This window comes from Microcoleus sp. B5-D4, assembly GCF_036705145.1.
In the GTDB taxonomy this organism is placed as follows: Bacteria; Cyanobacteriota; Cyanobacteriia; order Cyanobacteriales; family Microcoleaceae; genus Microcoleus.
This window is the reverse complement of sequence record NZ_JAUBTV010000026.1, coordinates 47,813-65,934: the sequence shown is the minus strand read 5'-3', so window position 1 is coordinate 65,934 and position 18,122 is coordinate 47,813. Positions and strand designations below refer to the sequence as shown.

At 48.3% G+C, this 18,122-nt stretch carries 18 protein-coding genes; 13 read left to right on the top strand and 5 right to left on the bottom strand.

What is annotated here, in order from left to right; translation table 11 throughout:
• Positions 1 to 35 precede the first annotated feature (35 nt).
• A complete protein-coding gene (locus tag QUB10_RS14720) occupies positions 36 to 269 on the bottom strand; it encodes a hypothetical protein (protein ID WP_333203182.1) in 234 nt (77 codons plus the stop codon).
• Positions 270 to 516: 247 nt separating this feature from the next.
• Between QUB10_RS14720 and QUB10_RS14715 the strand changes: the two genes are divergently transcribed.
• The gene (locus QUB10_RS14715; protein WP_333063501.1) at positions 517 to 1,770 is read left to right on the top strand and encodes an FIST N-terminal domain-containing protein; all 1,254 of its coding nucleotides are present in this window, start codon (positions 517 to 519) and stop codon (positions 1,768 to 1,770) included.
• Positions 1,771 to 1,992: 222 nt separating this feature from the next.
• Here QUB10_RS14715 and QUB10_RS14710 read toward each other — a convergent pair whose 3' ends face one another.
• Positions 1,993 to 4,074: an iron uptake porin gene (locus tag QUB10_RS14710; protein ID WP_333203180.1), complete on the bottom strand. Its 2,082-nt coding sequence runs from the start codon at positions 4,072 to 4,074 to the stop codon at positions 1,993 to 1,995.
• A gap of 757 nt (positions 4,075 to 4,831) precedes the next feature.
• Here QUB10_RS14710 and QUB10_RS14705 point away from each other — a divergent pair.
• Positions 4,832 to 5,005: a hypothetical protein gene (locus QUB10_RS14705; RefSeq protein ID WP_333203178.1), complete on the top strand. Its 174-nt coding sequence runs from the start codon at positions 4,832 to 4,834 to the stop codon at positions 5,003 to 5,005.
• Positions 5,006 to 5,099: 94 nt separating this feature from the next.
• The gene (locus tag QUB10_RS14700) at positions 5,100 to 6,044 is read left to right on the top strand and encodes a hypothetical protein (protein WP_333203176.1); all 945 of its coding nucleotides are present in this window, start codon (positions 5,100 to 5,102) and stop codon (positions 6,042 to 6,044) included.
• A 58-nt stretch (positions 6,045 to 6,102) separates the two neighbouring features.
• On the opposite strand, the gene QUB10_RS14695 is transcribed toward QUB10_RS14700, so the two are convergent.
• Positions 6,103 to 8,193, bottom strand: coding sequence for a hypothetical protein (locus tag QUB10_RS14695; protein WP_333203174.1), 2,091 nt, complete (start codon positions 8,191 to 8,193; stop codon positions 6,103 to 6,105).
• 121 nt (positions 8,194 to 8,314) lie between these two features.
• Between QUB10_RS14695 and QUB10_RS14690 the strand changes: the two genes are divergently transcribed.
• Positions 8,315 to 8,656 (top strand): hypothetical protein, encoded by a 342-nt coding sequence (locus tag QUB10_RS14690; protein ID WP_333145119.1) that lies wholly within the window; start codon positions 8,315 to 8,317, stop codon positions 8,654 to 8,656.
• Between the two features lie 102 nt (positions 8,657 to 8,758).
• Complete coding sequence (locus QUB10_RS14685; protein WP_333145118.1) at positions 8,759 to 9,001, top strand: hypothetical protein; 243 nt, start codon at positions 8,759 to 8,761, stop codon at positions 8,999 to 9,001.
• A 203-nt stretch (positions 9,002 to 9,204) separates the two neighbouring features.
• Here QUB10_RS14685 and QUB10_RS14680 read toward each other — a convergent pair whose 3' ends face one another.
• Positions 9,205 to 10,776: a CHAT domain-containing protein gene (locus QUB10_RS14680; RefSeq protein WP_445300767.1), complete on the bottom strand. Its 1,572-nt coding sequence runs from the start codon at positions 10,774 to 10,776 to the stop codon at positions 9,205 to 9,207.
• 198 nt (positions 10,777 to 10,974) lie between these two features.
• Here QUB10_RS14680 and QUB10_RS14675 point away from each other — a divergent pair, with 198 nt between their 5' ends.
• The 6 genes from QUB10_RS14675 to QUB10_RS14650 all read left to right on the top strand — a co-directional run bounded on the left by QUB10_RS14675 (position 10,975) and on the right by QUB10_RS14650 (position 16,335).
• Positions 10,975 to 11,157 carry a hypothetical protein gene (locus QUB10_RS14675; protein ID WP_333203170.1) on the top strand — a complete coding sequence of 61 codons (183 nt, stop codon included), beginning with the start codon at positions 10,975 to 10,977 and terminating at the stop codon, positions 11,155 to 11,157.
• A gap of 457 nt (positions 11,158 to 11,614) precedes the next feature.
• Positions 11,615 to 13,567: an FAD-dependent oxidoreductase gene (locus QUB10_RS14670; RefSeq protein ID WP_333203207.1), complete on the top strand. Its 1,953-nt coding sequence runs from the start codon at positions 11,615 to 11,617 to the stop codon at positions 13,565 to 13,567.
• 306 nt (positions 13,568 to 13,873) lie between these two features.
• The gene (locus tag QUB10_RS14665) at positions 13,874 to 14,560 is read left to right on the top strand and encodes a methyltransferase domain-containing protein (protein ID WP_333203168.1); all 687 of its coding nucleotides are present in this window, start codon (positions 13,874 to 13,876) and stop codon (positions 14,558 to 14,560) included.
• Complete coding sequence (locus QUB10_RS14660; protein ID WP_333203166.1) at positions 14,560 to 15,630, top strand: aromatic ring-hydroxylating dioxygenase subunit alpha; 1,071 nt, start codon at positions 14,560 to 14,562, stop codon at positions 15,628 to 15,630. The genes QUB10_RS14665 and QUB10_RS14660 overlap by 1 nt, the downstream gene beginning before the upstream one ends.
• A gap of 53 nt (positions 15,631 to 15,683) precedes the next feature.
• Positions 15,684 to 16,028 carry a type II toxin-antitoxin system RelE/ParE family toxin gene (locus QUB10_RS14655; protein WP_333203164.1) on the top strand — a complete coding sequence of 115 codons (345 nt, stop codon included), beginning with the start codon at positions 15,684 to 15,686 and terminating at the stop codon, positions 16,026 to 16,028.
• Positions 16,000 to 16,335, top strand: a complete 336-nt coding sequence (locus QUB10_RS14650; protein WP_333203162.1) for a transcriptional regulator — start codon at positions 16,000 to 16,002, stop codon at positions 16,333 to 16,335. Before QUB10_RS14655 ends, QUB10_RS14650 begins: the two co-directional genes overlap by 29 nt.
• 75 nt (positions 16,336 to 16,410) lie before the next feature.
• Here QUB10_RS14650 and QUB10_RS14645 read toward each other — a convergent pair whose 3' ends face one another.
• The gene (locus tag QUB10_RS14645) at positions 16,411 to 16,884 is read right to left on the bottom strand and encodes a hypothetical protein (RefSeq protein WP_333203160.1); all 474 of its coding nucleotides are present in this window, start codon (positions 16,882 to 16,884) and stop codon (positions 16,411 to 16,413) included.
• Between the two features lie 154 nt (positions 16,885 to 17,038).
• On the opposite strand from QUB10_RS14645, the gene QUB10_RS14640 reads away from it, so the two are divergent.
• Both QUB10_RS14640 and QUB10_RS14635 read left to right on the top strand, forming a co-directional pair.
• Entirely contained in the window at positions 17,039 to 17,386 is a 348-nt protein-coding gene (locus QUB10_RS14640) for a type II toxin-antitoxin system RelE/ParE family toxin (RefSeq protein WP_333203158.1), read from the top strand.
• Positions 17,355 to 17,741, top strand: coding sequence for a transcriptional regulator (locus QUB10_RS14635; RefSeq protein WP_333203156.1), 387 nt, complete (start codon positions 17,355 to 17,357; stop codon positions 17,739 to 17,741). The genes QUB10_RS14640 and QUB10_RS14635 overlap by 32 nt, the downstream gene beginning before the upstream one ends.
• The last annotated feature ends 381 nt before the right edge of the window (positions 17,742 to 18,122 follow it).

Sequence of the window (18,122 nt, the reverse complement as noted above, 5' to 3'; positions counted from 1 at the left end):
GTGGTTTAAGTCTTAGGCTCGAAGCGAGCGTGTCTTTAGACCTGGATCGTTGACCTTATTAAGTAAGAAAGGTTTTCTTTTTGGATGTTAGTTTGGGTGGGATTTGCTGTTTCTGTCTGGCGACCCCAGCTAATAATAGCTTGAGATGCGCTGCTGTTGCAGCAGCCCAGAGAGAAACCATCCATAACTGCGATCGCAGCAGCCGTCTCTACTTCCTGTTTCACTAGCCCGTAGGCGGGTTCTAGTGCACAGGCATCAATGTAGGTCAAGCTGACCTTACTTTTGATGAAAACATTACACGAGGTTGGTGTGTCAAACTGTATTGAGCTTTATCTTTTAAGATTTAGCTGAATACGGCATTTAACACTAAACAGATTAATGGGACACTCATGTTAACTTATGTTAACACAAGAACGGCAATCGATGGGGAATCGATCGCCCAAGAATAGCGTCCCCCCAGTGGCCAGTTCCGGTTAGCCTAATGTATAGAGATAGTTTTATAGAGAAGTTTGCCTTATGTACACCCAAAACCAAATGCAATGGGTCAGCGCTTTATCAACCCGTCCCTCTTTGGAATCCGCCCTCAAAGAAGTTATAGAACAAGCCGATCGCGACCTAGAAGGCCCGGCTGATTTAGCGCTGATATTTATCTCATCTGCCTTTGCCAGCGAGTATTCTCGGCTGATGCCTTTACTCCGAGAACTGCTGCCAGTACCCGCGATCCTGGGCTGCGGCGGGGGAGGAGTCATCGGCACGAATCGGGGCGGCCTCACCGAAGAAGTCGAGGGATCTCCCGCAGTCAGCCTGAGTCTGGCGCGCTTACCGGGAGTGAATGTCAGAACTTTTCACGTCGGTGCAGAAGAACTGCCGGACTTAGATAGTCCCCCGGATACTTGGGTGGATCTCTTGGGCGTGCCGGCCCAGGAAGAACCGCAGTTCATCATCTTGGCAGACCCCTTTTCCGCAAAAATTAACGATTTGCTACAAGGGCTAGATTATGCGTATCCCGGCGCGGCGAAGGTAGGGGGACTCGCCGGGGGGGATGGTGCGGGCAGGGGCGCGGCGCTGTTTTGCGACTATCAGCTTTACCGAGAAGGGACGGTTGGGGTAGCTTTGAGCGGCAATATAGTTTTGGAAACGATCGTAGCTCAAGGCTGCAGGCCGATCGGGCATCCTTATCGGGTGACGGAAGGAGAGCGGAATATTTTGCTGAAACTCGAAGAACAAACCGACGATACGGGCAGCGCGGGCATCGAGCGATCGCCCTTAGAGGCCCTGCGAGAGTTAGTTCAAACTTTGAGCGAAGAAGACCGAGAATTAGCTCAGCACTCGTTATTTGTAGGCTTAGTCAGCGATGAATTCAAGCTGACATTAGAGCCGGGAGATTTTTTAATCCGCAATCTATTGGGAGTAGATCCGAAAGTGGGAGCAATTGCGATCGGCGATCGAGTCCGTCCCGGACAGCGCATCCAATTTCACCTGCGGGACGCGCGCACCTCTGCAGAAGACCTAGAAATGCTGCTCGATCGCTATCAGCGGGCCGCCGAGTACAGTGGTACATCCAGCGCCGGTGCCTTGATGTTCTCTTGTCTGGGGCGCGGTGAAGGGCTTTACGGCGAATCGAACTTTGACTCCCGACTGTTTGGCCGATACCTCAAAAACATTCCCCTGAGTGGCTTTTTCTGCAACGGCGAAATCGGCCCCGTCGGCGGTAGCACATTTCTGCACGGCTACACCTCCGTATTCGGAATTTGTCGCCAAAATTCATAGTTTGTGAACTGTTGACTGTTGACTGTTGACTGTTGGCTGTTGGCTGTTGACTGTTGACTAATGACTCATGACTAATGACTAATGACTAATGACTCATGACTCATGACTGTTGACTGTTGACAATCTAAAATCTAAAATCTAAAATCTAAAATCGCCTGATGACCAATAAATAAAAGCGGCAGTCGCCTGCCGCTTTTAGCTTTAACTAGATGTCTGGAAACCTTAGAAACTAAAGGTAGTACGGAGGAGTCCGACCCAGATATCGTCGTTGTTTTTGTTGTGTTCGGGATTCATAATCACGTAAACGCCCGGTGTCACTGAGATAAAGTCATTGACTTGGAAGCGATAGAAACCCTCTAAGTGATAAGAGGTGTTGCGATTTCTGGCGACATCACTCTCAGTAACTTTTGGCGGTACACCGAAGACAAAACCGAGGACGTTGCCTTGTCGGGCAAAATCTCCCAGGGCCACAGTGATAGCACCATTCTGGATGGTAGCGTCATTGTTGCCGCCCCGCAGTTGTTCAGCCTTCGTATAACCGTACCAACCGCCAATCTGAAAGCGACTGCTGGGTTTGAAGTTAACTTGCACGCCAAAGTTATCTGATGCCGTGGGTGATTGATCGAAGGGCCGGTTAGCCAAGGCACTGCCGACGCCGCCCATGAGGCTAACATCGCCTGCCCGATTGTATTTCCGAGTGTAAGTCAAGCCCAAGTCAAACGGTCTGCTAAAAAAGCCGATCTGACCCAGAGCGCTGAAAGAACCGTCGAAAACGCCCCTGCCGTCTGCTGGGTTGGGAGCATCGCCGTCGCCGGCGAGATAGCCTGCGGTAGCTCGGAGGCTGCCCAAGTTGAAACTTACACTTGCGCCTGCTCCCTGCGGGCCGCGGAATACGGCCGGGTTACGAACTCCAAATCTGGAAAGTGAACCGCTACTCGTAGAGTTACCAAAGGTAGAAGCCTGGTCTGCAATTTCATCTAGGTCAAGTCCTTTAGGACCGACAAAGACTGTAGCGCGACCGACCGGGAACCGATAGTACAGTTCGTCTAGTGTGAATTGGCTGCCATCATCGCCGTCAAAGGCCAAGCGAGCCATGTTGGTACCGGTAGCGGTGGCTCTATCGTAGCGGGCGGTGTTGACTGCTTGCAAGCGGGTTCTGAGCAAGTCTCGACCGGTGAAGCTGGTGTTGAAGTTCAAGCGCACCCGGTAGCCGAAGTTGGTAGAGGTTTTGTCGTCGTCAAGGCCGACACCATCTCCGAAGGTGTCGCTGACGGCAAAAATAGCTTCTCCTGCCAATTTGGTCGTGGTGGAGAACTGGTTGGCTTCGAGTTCTGCGGTGCGAGCTTCTAGACCGTCTACTCGTCCGCGCAGGGTAGCGAGTTCGGCTGCAAATTCTTCTTGCAGGCGTTGCAGGATGGCTAAGTCGTCTCGGGTAACCAAGTTACCTGTTGACCCAATTAGTTGGGTTATGCTGTCTAAGCAAGCGTTGACGCCGGCTGCAAATTCGTAGCGAGTCAGGGCGCGGTTGCCCCGGTAGGTGCCGTCGGGATAACCTACGATACAACTGTAGCGTTCGACTAGGGATTGCAGGGCTTGGAACGCCCAATCTGTCGGCCGCACGTCGGATAGCTGAGTGACTGATGTCACCTGGGACATGGTTCCCGACGGTTGGGCAGGCAGCGCTTGGGGAGCAACAGGGACGATGGGGCCGCCCATTCCGGCGGCTGGTGTCTGAGCAATTTCTACCTTAGTAGCTGGGGTAGTAGCTGGGGTAGTAGCTGGGGTGCTGGCGACTGCTGGCACTTCAATTTTCCCAGGGGCTTCTGTCTGGCTGATTTGCTCGGCCAAGTCGGATGCTTGGGGCGAGGGTTCGGCTGTGCCTGCTGCTGCTAGGGGTTCAGTCACTGCTGGGGCGCTGACCGGAGCGATTGGGGCTGCTAACTCGAGGTCGCTCCCTGTTGTTTGCAGTGTTGTTGGCTGTGTTGCCGCTGCTGCTTCGCTGGTTTGTGGTTCGATTGAGGCGAGTTTTTCAGCGTCTGCTTCGTTAACGACCGGGGTTTGGGCCGCTTCTACGCTGTTGTTTAAAGCCAGCTTTTCTGGGGCAGCAGGGGCTGCTGCAACTGGTTCTGCAACTATTTCTCCAACTATTTCTGCAATTTTTGACTTAGATGACTGAGCTGTAGCTAGCTGGTTGGCTTCAGCGGTTGCGGTCACTTCTGCGGCGATCGCAGTGGCACTCATGACTGATGATAGCCCCAGAATTGCCGGGGATACTAGCAGTAAATTCCAAAAAGTTCTGTTCATTTTCCTCACACCTTCACACTCTATTCAACTCGACGAGCAGCAATTCCCAACTGCTAATTTTTGTGGTTGCTTGCCTGTTGACAATAACTGCCAAGATAGAACCTATCCATAACTGTTGATTCACTGTTGATTCACAGTAGGCGTGTCTACTTCTGCTTGAACGTAGGGGGCCCACCCCTTATACCGCCCAGGCATCAATTCAGGTCAAGCCCACATTACCTTACGGTTGATTATACCATCACCTGCTAATTTCATCTCTTGATCGCCCGACTTGCTTGAGTTGCTCTGCGGGCGATCGACAAATGGTTCTACGGGTTCGACCACAATCTGCCTCTAACTGACAACTGCCGAGAGTCCTCGGTTACGCCAGACTTAACAGACCGTTATAGGTAGGATTGTGGCTGCTTGTCGCATCCCTTATACAGCTTTATATCCTCTAATGTCAAGCTTTTTAACCTAACTTTAAACCTCGCGACCCGGCCGGGGCTATTTTCCCGCCATGAGTGGGGAACTGAGACCTAAAGGCTGGTAGATTTACCCGATCCCACCCAAAGTTCAGGCTTGAACAATTTTGGTTTTTCGATGCCCGCTGCTGTCGGGACTTGCCAGGACGATCGCCATTTTTGAGACTAACCCTCGGCGGGTTTAATTTCCCGCTATTTTAACACAACTTTTTTGTTGTTTGAGTGCGACGGCAACTGCTGGTGCTTAACCCGCTGTTGGCGCAGGGAAAGCTCACTTGCTTGAGAGAACAACTATGCCCAAGATTCCTAGCGGTTTTAACGATGTTTTTGCCTACGGACGATCGCAGGAGTTTAGTGCTAAGCTGGCGAAAATGCAAAAGTCGAAAATAGAGCTGCTGTCAGAACAAAGAACCCAAACGCTGGGGGTGAGCCAGTTATACCATTTTCGCTTTTCGATTGTCGATTAAAGAATTGGGAATAACTGAGGACATACAAGTTGGAAACACGGGCCTAGACTTGCATTATTTTGGATAACTGGTATTAGTAAAACAGTGAGGGTTTATGGAAGATTTTGGTATTATTATTGCCTGCTGCGACCAAGATTATCTGTTTGCTAAGGGTTGCTGTGCTAGCATCCGCTATTTCCTGGGAGATGTGCCGATTTGTCTGTTGATTGACGGTACCTTTTCTGTGAGTGCTTTGGAAAAATCCTATGGGGTGCGAGTTATAAATCGCACAACTGTTTCTGAAGAGGTTCTCAGGAAAAGAAGTTTTGGTTGGGGCAAAACTAAAATGATTGCTTTCTGGGAAAGTCCTTGGTCAAATTTTATGGTTTTGGATGCCGATACGATCGTCTGGGGCGATGTTCTTAAGTTGGCTAATTTTCAAGAGTTTGATTTTATTGTAGACAAGCCTTGTTACGATTACCCGGATGCGGATGTTTCGGAATTTTTCTTTGACATTCCGGGCGTTGAGAAGCATTTCCCGAATTTTCGTTGGTCGGAATCGCGATCGAACTATTTCTGCACGGGTACTTTCTTTGCTAAACGCGGCGTTTTTAGCTTGGAAGAATACGTGGAAATTTTAGATTTTACAGCGGCAAATCCGGGGATATTTAAGTACGGAGAAATGGGGTTTTTGAACTTTATGATTTTCCGGGCGGCGCAAGAAAAGCGGCTGCGGGTGCAGAATGTGGATATGCAGTTGTTGGTGCCGGATTTTGACCAGGATTTGTTGAGAAAGCGGTTTCCGGTTGAGTCAAGCGGGCCTGCGGGCGATCGTACTCAGGCGACTGTGATTCACTGGTGCGGGCCGAAGCCAAGTTTATCTAGTGGGAAAGTTTACTCGGAACCAATGAATTTTTGTCGCCGCAAGTGTCAGGAAGATGTTTGGAACCGCACGGGTGTGGCTGCCGAGATGTCGCTGCAAGTTGAGGATTTACAGCGATCGATCTACGTGTATAAGAATAAGTTTAAGAAGAAGTTTCGGCAGTTGGCTGGCAAGTAAGTAGGATTTTTTAACCGCAGATGTCAGCGGATGAACGGGGATGCAGGCGGATTTGGGCTTACCCTTCGAGGGGTAAAGTTGGCCCGGCTGGAGGTAAAACTTGGCGGTGAACGCTTATTTTGTGGCTTTCCCGCTGAGTTTGCATTTCGACGGCGATCGCCTCAAATTCGACTTCCATGCAGCCGTAGGGAATCTCTAACTCGACACTTGCTCGAACATTTCCAAACCCGTTAGCTTTAAATTCGGTAATCCAGCGCGGGCCGTCGAGAATCAGGTAGGTTTGTCGATCGTACACCCAAACTTTCACATAAATCCGGGGCATTAATTCGGGAAGTTGCACTTGCACTTTTACAGCCTGGCCCGCGATGATTTCGGCCCGCGGCAATTCCAAAATCGGCATCGGTACTAACTCGTCTTCTGGCAAAACGTAGGGAGTCGGGGGATTTACTTCTGCTGCGACAGTTGCGGTTTTTTGAGCAACTTGTTTCGGTTGCGGGGGCTCGTCAAAAACGACAAATTCTCTGGCTTCTGGGCTAGTGGATTTGGGATCGGAATTTGTTTCGCTGGTTTCGGGTTGCTGCTGGGTTGGGCTGCTTTCTTCTTCCACAACGGCAATTTCGTCGCTGCTATTTGCGGCGGCTGTTGGATTTGGTGACAGGGTGGTTGCTTTGAGCCAGTCGGGGGATTCGCCGTTGCTGGCTAGGGAACTCAGTCGCGACCAAAATCGACTTTCGACGTTTAAGGTTTGAAATGCCTGTTTTGTGGGTGCTGGCGGGGTTTCTGGGGCTGTTGTTTTTAATTCAGGGCTGTTTTCGGGTTTTTGGTCGATCGCTCCGATTTCGGCTGTTTGAGTGGGATTTGAGATGTCTGAGGCTTTGGTTGGTGGGTCGATCGACTCTGGGGCAGTTTGAGGCGAATCGGAGATTTCCGACAGCAATTGCGATCGGCTGCTGTCGGGCAGTTTGTTACCGAATGCGGGCAATTCTAGGCCGCCTGCACTTGGGGTGTGACGCGAAGCCAGTAGAGGGGGTAGGGCTTCCTTGCTTGGGGCTTCAGCGGGGGAGGGAGGGTCTAAGGATTTTTCTACTAGCTTGAGGAAGGATAGATTTTTGGCGTTTCCAGGCTGTTTTGAGGCTGTTGGGGAGAGTTCGGCTTGATGCTTTTCTTCGATGAAATTGTCTTTAATTTCCTCTAGAAGGTGCTCTAAACGGGCTGTAATTGTGAATAGTTTGGTGGCTAGGGTGACGCCGCCGCTGCTGAGAATTGCTTCTCCTAAAATTAGGCGGCTTTTGCACTCGGTTGGGATGTAGGTGACGCAGGCAAAGATGCAGGGGGGAACTTGTTCTGGCATCGGCTGCTGGATTTCTGCGAGAATTTTTGAGGTTTGGGGGTCACGCAGGTAAATTTGCAGTTGTGCGGAACCGATGAGTTGTTTGAGTTCGAGTGCTTCGGAGTCGGGGATGAGAGTTGCTGTTTTTCTGCTTTGTTGGGGGTGTTGGGGAATGTCGATTTTGCCGGAAATGATTAAGGGGCGACCGAGTTGGGTGACGAAGGTTTCTCGATCGAGGAGGAGTTCGAGTTGGACGCCCGGTTTTGGTTCGGGGGTTTGGGGAATTGGGAATTGGTAGATTTTGGTTTGCTGCGGTGCCTCAGCGGCTGCTGGGATTTGGGTTGGTGCGGGGCGATCGACCGGGGAAGCGATTTGTGGGGCTGGGCGATCGACCGGTGCTGCTATTTGTGGGGCTGAGGGGGAAGCGGCGGGTTCGATTTGGTCGATCGGCGGTAGGGGTTCGGAGGTTTCCGATTCTGCGGGCAATACTTCCAACTGAACGCCGTACTGCCAAGGTTTTAGTGGTGTTGATTTGGGATCTGGCAAGCAGGAGAGTTCCCACAGTCCGGGTTTGAGCCTGGTGTAGGGAATGATCACGACTAATCCTTCGGGGTTGGTGCGGGCCGATCGGCTTTGGACTTTCCGCTGCGCCCCTTGGTCGAAGGAGGTATGGGTAACGCGAATTTCGATGTCGGTGTTGGGGTGCTGAATACGAGCAACCACGCGGTATTTACCTTCTAGAATTTCCACGTCGGAGGTTTCTAGGGGCAACCAGGCGCGATCGCCCTCTTTCTGTAGCAAAAATTCTAATTTTTTCATTGTTGTTTCCCCTTGAAGGCTCCCGCTCGATCGCAAGTTGGTGGTTTATTGAGCGACAGCTACAGATATTAAATTACTTTATGTTGTATAGCCTATCATCTGTCTCGGTCAAGAGCCCTGCTTGCGCGCTCCCGTAAAGTCTTCCTTGCGATCGTCGGTACAGCCTTGCACCGGACAAGGCAACGTCGTTTCCCTACGGATATTACGTACAATTATCGCGCAGTGCGATCGTCTCCCTGTCAGCGATCAACTTACCAAACATCTGGTAGCATCTCACATCAAAAATCTCATATCGATTGACGGCTGCCCCCCAAAGCGGCTACGCTGTGAAATTAAGGTTGCTTTGCTTGCAGAGGAAGCAGCCCGCGTCGCCCGAAAATCTAGTTGCACTGCCCAAAGCTGTTACCAGCAGCAATGGACAGCTAACCGCCAAACTGAGTACACCAGTATGGAGGCTAGTTGAGAATCGTAGCATTCTCTGTAGCCGCCCTGCTTGCGTTACCGTGCGGGGCGGCTGGGTTTTTTGGTTTTTCTAGAAAAAAACCAAAAACCAGGAGACCATATTATGTCACAGGAATTCTTGCCTGACGATAACTTGTCCGAGCGTCCAAATTCCGACTCAGCAGCATCCGAACAAGAAGTCGTGCAAATCACGGTTTTAGGTTCCCGCAAGGCCGTGTTAGAAACCATCCACACCTTATATCGGCTGGGATTTGCGGCTGTTGGCGATTGGAGTCCGCCACAGCGAGGCGCACAGCCGGGACAAGTGATAAGTGTCCTGATTCGCCGATCGTCGCGCAAAGCCTAGTCGAAATTGGGCGGGCCTCATAGGCGATAAGTCCAGGCGCATCTAAGTCGGGACTTATATCAATTCCGGTTGCATCGGAATTAATATCACCCGAAATCAGGATACGGCGAGTGCCTAAGTCCCTACAATAAATCTGGCGTAGGGAAACGGCACTGCCGTGTCCTCGCTGATCATTCCGGCGCAGCCGCCGGAATTGATATAACTTACCAAGGACTGCCGATAATGCTGAATGCTGCCCAATAATACGGATGGGATAAATCTTTGCTGTCGAGTTTGGGGATGGACGGGGGCAAGGGAGTGTCGCCTCGCGCACTTCGCAGTTGACCGCCTTCGATCGTCACTTTGCCTTCGATCGCGGCAATTTGTGCTTGCCTGAGAGCTTCAGCTTTAATGATTGGAGGGTCGTTTGGCCTGCGGATTTTTAACTGCTGGTAAAACTCTGTCATCAAGGCGAGAGTCCCCGCATCGCTGACGTACCACAGGCTGGCGAGGGCTGATTTTGCTCCTGATTGCAGCGCTAAGCCGGCAAATCCGAGTTCTGCTTCTTTGTCTCCCAAGGCGGTTCTACAGGCGCTTAATACTAACAGTTCAAGAGGCGGATTGTTCCATTTTAAATCTCTCATTTGATCGAGGCCGAGTTGGGTGTCCCAAAATTGAATGTAGGAGTTATTTGGGGTTCCGGGGCGGAATTCGGCGTGGGTGGCGAGGTGGATGATTCCGTATTTTTGTTGCAGTCGCTGGGATTGCAAGTTTACTATGGTGAAGTCTTGGTTGAGAAAGGATTGACCGGGCCACTGTCGGGCGATCGCGCCTAGTTCTAAGGGCACTGCTGGCAGCGGTTCTTTGTTCGCCGTTTCTGCGAAATCAGATGCTCCCATTGCTAGGACTTGCACGTTTCTGATGTCGGTGTAATTGCTGTCTGTGAGTTTGAAGGCGGGGATGCGGGCGAGGCTGTATTTTTGGATCAGAAATTGCTTTCCGTCGTGCATTGCTGCTAAGGGTACGGTTCGCAAACCTTGGCCGACACAGAACAGCAAGGTTTCAATTTTTGCTGTTTGCAAATCAGTTTCTAGGGGTGCAACTATCCATTTGTAGAGTTGTTGGGCTGGTTCTAGATAGGTGGTGGTGTTTAGTTTTACGGGGTTGGTGATTTCGCTACCTAATTCTTGGACTACTGAGAGCAGTTTCTCTTGTTTGGCTTCCGGGACACTGCGGAGAATGGGCGGGCGATCGGGTAATATTAAGATTAATTCTAGTTGGTCGGTGCGGGGGATAGCGTAAATTAAAGCTGGTTTTTTCTTGGTTTGAACTGCTAGACGGGAGAGAGTTTTTGATATTGCTTCGGCCGTTTTCGCACGGGTTTCAAAGTCTTGTTCAAAGTATGTTTGATAGTCTTCTTCCCAGCTTTCTTCGATTCTGGTTACGGCTTCGGTGAGGTTTCCCCGATCGAGCAAATTTCTCATTTCTTGCCCGTTAAGCCCGCCCTGGTCTGTGTTTTGGGCAATTGTAGCGAGGTTCGCGGTACTCCAGCAGAAAAATATTGCTGTCAAACAGTAAAAAATAGCTTTTTTAATTTTTTTCTGAGTCGTGTGTTTTTGGCGTTGCTGCTGAGATTGGTAGTGCATGATTTTGGGGCGGTTAATGGCGCCGTTGGTGGCAGCAGTTGGCAAAAGTTTGGATGTGGCTGGGAATTTTGACTGTGCTGGCGATCGCCGGCCGATTATAGCATTCAAGACCAACCCCAAATATCTACCGTAGGGTGTGGATACCAGCAGCAACAGAGGCCCCACGCCAAGAAATTCGCGATTTATGTAAAAGTTTGTAAATTATGCAGGGGTTTTGCATAAACAGGACTTACGCAAAAAACTGAGATGTTGCACCATTTTCAATAATCCTTTTATGAACAGGCTTTCCGGCCTGTTCCACAAAAAATTCATCTTTTGTGGAACGGGCCGGAGAGCCCGTTCTTAAGAATGGTGCAAGATGTGAGTTTAACCGGCATTAGCTATACGGGCGTCTTTGAATTTTTGCGGCACATCCGCACTTCTCAGGTTGAATCGAGTTTTGCCTTGGTATTAAGTGAGGAATACCCTGCATCGATCGCCGATATATTGAGTTACCTGAGTAGATATATTCTCTGTATTTACTTATTTTAAAATAGTTAGGTTTTTTCGCGCCAACTTACTTAAAGCTCGACTGATTAATTGTTTGGCATCGGATATCTACGCGGTTATTTATTACAATTCGTCGAGACTGCCTTTGGCCTAAGATTTTGCCGAAAACCTCCTAGTTTTTTAGAATCATTGGCGGCGGTTGCCAAGAGTTGATCAACATAAATAAAAACACTTAATTATTTAGAAAATTTTACTCTATGCGGGCGATCGCTTTTTCCTTGTTGATTCTTGCTTCTCTCCTAGATAACTGAAGCCTTCTTCCTTCTGCTATACATTGTGTGCGATCGAACTTGGCACGGTGCGTTAGCGAAGCACTCGTTGCAGGATCGCGATCCGATTGGGGGATGTGTCTTAGTATTTCTTCACATATCCTGATTTCGGTCTATGATATATGCCTTATGGCGTATTTGTGTTTAAAGCCCGTTACCGCGTACCGCTGATGAGTCAATCAACCAATTCACCGCTATCCCAACCAGTTTCTCGAAGAACCGCCCTCAAATTCCTCGGAGTCGGTGCCGCAGGCGGGCTGCTGGGCTACTCTCGATTTTCCAAGCCAGAGCCCGCCGTTTTTGTGCAAGATTCTCTTGACTTGCCGCGAATGCTGAATAACCGCAAAACCGTTGCAGTTGTGGGGGCAGGCTTGGCAGGGCTCGCCTGTGCTTACGAGCTATCCCAGCGAGGTTTCGCCGTAACATTGCTCGACAAATCGCCCCAACTCGGCGGCAAAATTGCTAGCTGGCCGATACAAGTCGGGAACGAAACTTTTATGATGGAACACGGTTTCCACGGTTTTTTTCCGCAATACTACAACCTCAAAAGTGTTGTCGAAGAACTAGAAATTACCGATAACTTTGTATCTTTAGAATCCTACGCCGTTGTGTTTCGAGACGGCAAATACAAACCCGAAGTTTTCCGTCCCAACCATTCAGCTTTTCCCTGGAATATAGTTGACTTGGGGATATCTTCTCCCAATCGGCTCAAGTGGGGAATCAATCTTACAAAACCCGCTCACTGGCAAGTATTTCGAGAAATCGGCGGTTTTCAAACTCAAAAAAGTTTTGCTCGCCTCGACAATATATCAGTAGCCGACTGGGTAAAAGGTGAATTTCCGCGCGGGCTTTATGACTTGTATTTTCTGCCTTTTGCCAAATCCAGCCTCAACGCTCCAGACGAATTGAGCGCGGGAGAATTAATGCAATTTTTCCACTTTTACTTTTTCGGAAATCCAGAGGGTTTGGCATTCAACGGTACGCGGCAAGATATGGGCACGAGTTTGGTGCAGCCTATTGCCAGAGCCATTGAAAGCAAAGGCGGCAAAGTATTGACAGATGTCGCAGTCAGTGAAATACGCTGGGAAAACGGCAAGATTGATTCTCTGAGTTATCAGTCAGGAGACGTGCAAAGTAAAATACCTTTTTGGGTGAAGCGAAACAGGCTGTTAACTGACAGCAACTCTACCGAATATTTCGGCGCTGGGGACAGCGTATTTGCCGCCGCGCCGTCGGGAAAAGAGGCAATTTCTCTGAGCTGCACTCACCAAGGCTGCACAGTTCAGAAACAAAACGACGGTCAATTTCACTGTCCTTGTCACGGGGCAGTTTTTGATGCCGAAGGGCGAGTTGTGAGCGGGCCTGCTCAGCGGGATTTACCTCGATTTAAGGTAGTAGATGAAAAAGCAGATGAAATACAGTTAGTAGCAGCGGTTAAGCAATCGCAGCCGCAAAATTTGGCGGAAACATTGAAGGCTGATTACTATGTTTTTGCGGCAGATGTTCCGGGGATGCAGCATTTGTTTAGTTTGGCCAGCGGTGAGGTAAATCCGCAGGTGCAGAGCCGGATAGAGAGCTTAAAAATAGCAGATCCGTTTGCGGTGGGCCGTTTTTGGTTCGATCGCGAATTTCCGTGGGAACACAGCAATTTCAGTTCGCTTTCCGGCTACAAACTGACTGACAGCATTACGCTTTACCACCGAATTCAGGATCAGTTCATCGAGTGGAATCAGAAAACTGGCGGTAGTGTTGTGGAACTGCACGCTTATTGTTACAAGGAGAAAGAATTTCCGAATCAGGAAGTTTTGCTGGCGACTTTTGAGCAAGAATTGTACGAAATTGTACCGGAATTAAAAGAGGCAAATATGCTGCACCGGGAATTGGTAAATCAAAAGAATTTCTCTGGCTATCCGCCAGGTAGTTATGCGGAACGCCCGGAGACTTGCTGCGCTGTACCTAATCTTTTGTTTGCGGGAGATTGGGTGAAAATGCCGTTTCCGTGCGGTTTAATGGAAAGGGCAGTGAGCAGCGGTTTGTTGGCAGCTAATGCTATTTTATATCAAGAGGGTTTGCAGAGGCGATCGCTCTTGACGGTGAATCCCGAAGGCGTGTTAAAAATCTAAGGTTTGCAGTGGGGCGGGCTTTATAAATCGTCAATCATCGGCTGGTATCCTCGGTGAAACCCGCCCCCAGCCCTACCATTTTAGATTTTAGATTTTAGATTTTAGATTTGAAGAAATGGGAATGACTGATCCAATAAGGGTTTAGAGGTTTCCTACAGTTGCATTCTTTTTTTAAGATTAGTTACGGTTTGCGGGGGTGGTTTCGCTGAGGGGAAAAGGCAGAGCTTGCGAACCAAAAAAATATCTGCGTTAAGCGGGGTGGATATGCGGTTAAAATATTATTGAATGAGTATAAAGCAATAATAAATGCTAAATAGTAACTGCAAAATTCGCAATAAATCTGTAACTTTTGATGCTTTTGCAACAGAATACGATTTCGTGGCCTCGTTGCAAAACCAGAACGATTTCTTTACTAACAACCTATCGGCCAGCAAAGGTGCAGCATTAGATATTGGCTGCGGTTCTGGAATTCTTGCTTTTGAATTAGCCCAGTATTACGATAATGTTGTCGCCGTCGATTTGTCAACAAAAATGCTGGCGATCGCCAGTCAAAAACGCTCAGCCCCCAATATCGAATACATCCAAATGGATGCCAGTCAATTAGCGCTCGATCGCCAATTTGATTTAATAGTTAGTGCTGCTACTTTTCACCACCTGCCCAACCTCCCCGCCGCCCTCGATGCAATCAAAAAAATGTTAAAGCCCCACGGAAAAATCGTTTTTTTAGATAATATTTCGGAAGTCGAAACACCTGCTACAATAGGCTACATATTAGGTGCTGCGAGAGATTTTAGACCCGACTGTTCCACCTACGGATTTCGCAATGCTTTAAGATTATTAAAATTTCGATTGTCGCCTGGGTGGTTGAAGCATTTAGCTAGCGATAGGTATTTGTCAGAACGGAGATTTAGAAAAATTTACGGTCGTTGCTTTCCGGGCTGTTATTTTGTAAAATTGGGTTGTTTTATGGGCGTAATTTGGGAACATTTGTAATGCAAAACAACGCGATAAAATCGGAATCTGCAAGGGGACAAAAAACTCACATCCGCCAGTTGGGCATTAATCTCGATCGCTGGTATGCGATCGCCCGCAGTACCGAGGTGGAAACTGGGCCCGTCGCTGCGAAAATCTGGAATCGGGCGATCGTACTTTTCCGCGACAGTGCAGGCAGAATCAACGCTTTAGAAGATAGATGTCCACACCGACAAGTTAAACTCAGCCACGGTCAAGTTAAAGGCGATTTAATCGAATGTGCTTACCACGGATGGCGGTTAAATGCAAGGGGAGAATGCGCCGAAGTCGATTATTTAGCAGAAAATCAAAAGCTACCTAACTGCAAAATTCGCTCCTATCCAGTCCAGGAAAAAAACGGTTTTATCTGGCTGTTTCCCGGCGACGAAACCCAAGCCGAAAAAACTAATTTACTGGATGTGCCAGAGTGGGAACATCTCAATTATATTGCCACTGTTTCAGTCATCGACTGTCAGGCACACTATTCATTTTTAATTGAAAACTTGATGGATATGTACCACGGGCACTTGCACGATGATTGGCAAGCTTGGGCCAATCCAGTCTTAGATAGTTTAGAAGAAAACGAGCATCAAGTAACTGCTCGCTATCAGGCCCAAAGTTATTACAAAATAGATAAAATTTGGTCAATTTCTCAGTTATTTTTTAAATCTTTGCGCCGACTGCACCCGGAACCGCTGGAGGTGAGCTATGTTTACCCGCATTGGGTTTCAACTTTGGGGAGCGACTTTAAGATTTACTGCTTGGTTTGTCCGGTGAGCGAGACAGCAACTCGCGCTTATTTAATTCATTTTACCTCATTAAATGCGTTTTGGCGGCTGCACAAATTGCCTGTTTGGTTTCGCAAGTTTATCAAAGATAGTTGTTTCGGTGCGGCTCAAAAGTTATTAGATGGTTTGGTGCGGCAGGATGTGTTAATGATTGAAGAAGAACAGCAGGCTTTTTTGGATAATTCAGAAAGAAAAAGTTATGAATTAAATCGGGCTTTAGCCAGCGTGCAAAAGTTGATGAGAAGTCAGGCAGAAAATGGATAATTCAGGATCAGATGGAGATCTGCACAGGCTAATATGTATATTTCACAAAAATCATGGAAGTACAACCGAGGGAAATTCGGCGTTATATTATAAGTGATGGCAGAGTTCCTTTTGCCGAGTGGATAGATTCCCTGCGCGATCGCAATACGAGAGCTAAAATTAACAATAGGCTAAGACGAGTAAGTCTTGGCAACCTGGGAGATTATCGCTCAGTAGGAGGAGGGGTTTTTGAACTTAGAATTGACTGGGGCCCCGGCTACCGCGTCTACTTCGGACAAATCGGATTAACAATTGTGCTTCTCCTCTGCGGGGGCGATAAAAGCACTCAAGATAGAGACATTCTCAAGGCTAAGGAGTATTGGGCAGAATATGAAGAACGTGATAGCGCAAACCAGTGATAGCTGGCTCAACGCACTAATTGAATCTCTCAAAAACCCCGCCGAAGCTGCGGCTTACCTTAGTGTGGCTTTAGAAGCAGAATCACCGGATTCTCAAATGCTGCGGGCGGAAATTCAAGACGTAATTGATGCACGTTTGCTGGCGAACAATCTTTCAAAGCAAGCTAAAGTACATCACGAGAAACTCGATAAAATGCTTTCGGAAAGTGGCGCTTCTGAAATTTACACTTTGATCGCGTTATTGGATGCGTTAGGATTTAGGCTAACAGTTACTTTAAAAGAAGATGAATTGGCGATGGGGGAATGAAACCCCTCGCCATTCATCTGCGTTAATCTGCGTCCATCTGCGGTCAAAAAAATCTAAATTCCGTCAGAACCAACTTTACTTTTTAGGTTGCTGCTTCTGGTAAACGCTGATAACTTTATCGGCATAAGTAGCAGTTGCGCCACTTTTACAAGCTGCGGAGTCCCCTGTCATCCACCAGCAAGCGGCGCGGCGTACAGCGGTTAATTCATTGTTGCTGCTAGCTTTGTATTCGTCGCGCAGCAAATCGCCCACGATACAGGTAACAATTGATTTGGCTTTTGTCGCGTCAGCCTCAAATTGTTGGGGTGTTAAATCTTGTTTGGTACAGAATTTGGCCCAGCGGGAAATATTGTTCGGTAAAACTTGCCACTGACTGTACATTCCGTCATTTGCGGCTTGTGGGGGGGCGGCTTGTCGCAGCGCTTCTACAAGGGCGGAAACTTGCGCGTCGGTGACTGCTTGTGCTGCTGCTGGAAGTGCTTGCAATCCGAGGCTAATTATCAGGCTGCCGAATAGTAGATTGGTTTTTGCGATCGATTTAAAATTCATTCACAATGCCCTGTTTGATTTAAACTTTGTTTCCTCAAACAAGGTTTACTATTTTGTCGCTCGAATACCTCTGTCTTAAGTATGATTTATTTGCCCACTTAATGCACTGTCATCGCACTTACGATAGAAATTGCCGAGCAAGTGCGATAAAATTATGGAAGTACAACCCAGGGAAATTACAAGTTACGGTACATCAGATGGCAAATTTCCTTTCGACGAATGGCTTGATTCCGTCCGCGATCGGAAAGTCAGAGTTAGAATCAAGTCTAGGCTTGACCGAGTTCAACAAGGCAATCTCGGAGATATCAAGTCAGTAGGAGAAGGAGTTTTTGAGCTCAGAATTAATTATGGCCCGGGCTACCGCGTCTACTTCGGACAAGTTGGGTTGACAGTGGTGGTCATCCTGGTAGCCGGAGATAAAAGCACTCAAGAACAAGATATTCGACAAGCCATAGCATACTGGAAAGATTATGAAAGACGTGAAAGCACCGACAAGTCATAGCTACCGCGAGTACCTAATTGAATCTCTCAAAGAGGCTGAAGAAGCTGCTGGTTACATCGGGGCTATTTTGGAAGAAAAAGACCCTGAACCCGCACTTTTGAGAAATGCCATCAGAAATGTGATTGAGGCTAAAATCAGGATGAATGCTCTTTCGGAGTCAGCAAAAGAGCATCACGAAAAACTCGATAAGATGCTGACTGAAAGCGGCGGTTCGGAAATTTACAGTTTAGTAGAATTGCTCGAAGCATTAGGATTTAAACTAGAAATTACTGTCGCAGATACTGAGTTGTCGGCTGACTCGGAATCAACTGATTTTGGGGAATCAGAATTATCGCCCGAACCAGCTAATTTCTAGCAGATTGTACCCTTATTTCGATCGCAGTAAAGGTTAATCTAGATTATTGGTTGTGTGGGGGCGGGTTTATATAAATTGTTTGCGGGTATTAAATATTATTGGTGAACCCGCCCCTACAGACATTTGTAGGGGCGGGTTTTACCAACCATTTATGTTAGAAACCTACCATCTCAAAAACCCGCCCCCACAAGGCGAAAAATATTTCATTTCGATCGCAGTAAAGGTTAATTTAGATTATTGGTTGTGTGGGGGCGGGTTTATATAAATTGTTTGCGGGTATTAAATATTATTGGTGAACCCGCCCCTACAGACATTTGTAGGGGCGGGTTTTACCAACCATTTATGTTAGAAACCTACCATCTCAAAAACCCGCCCCGCCCA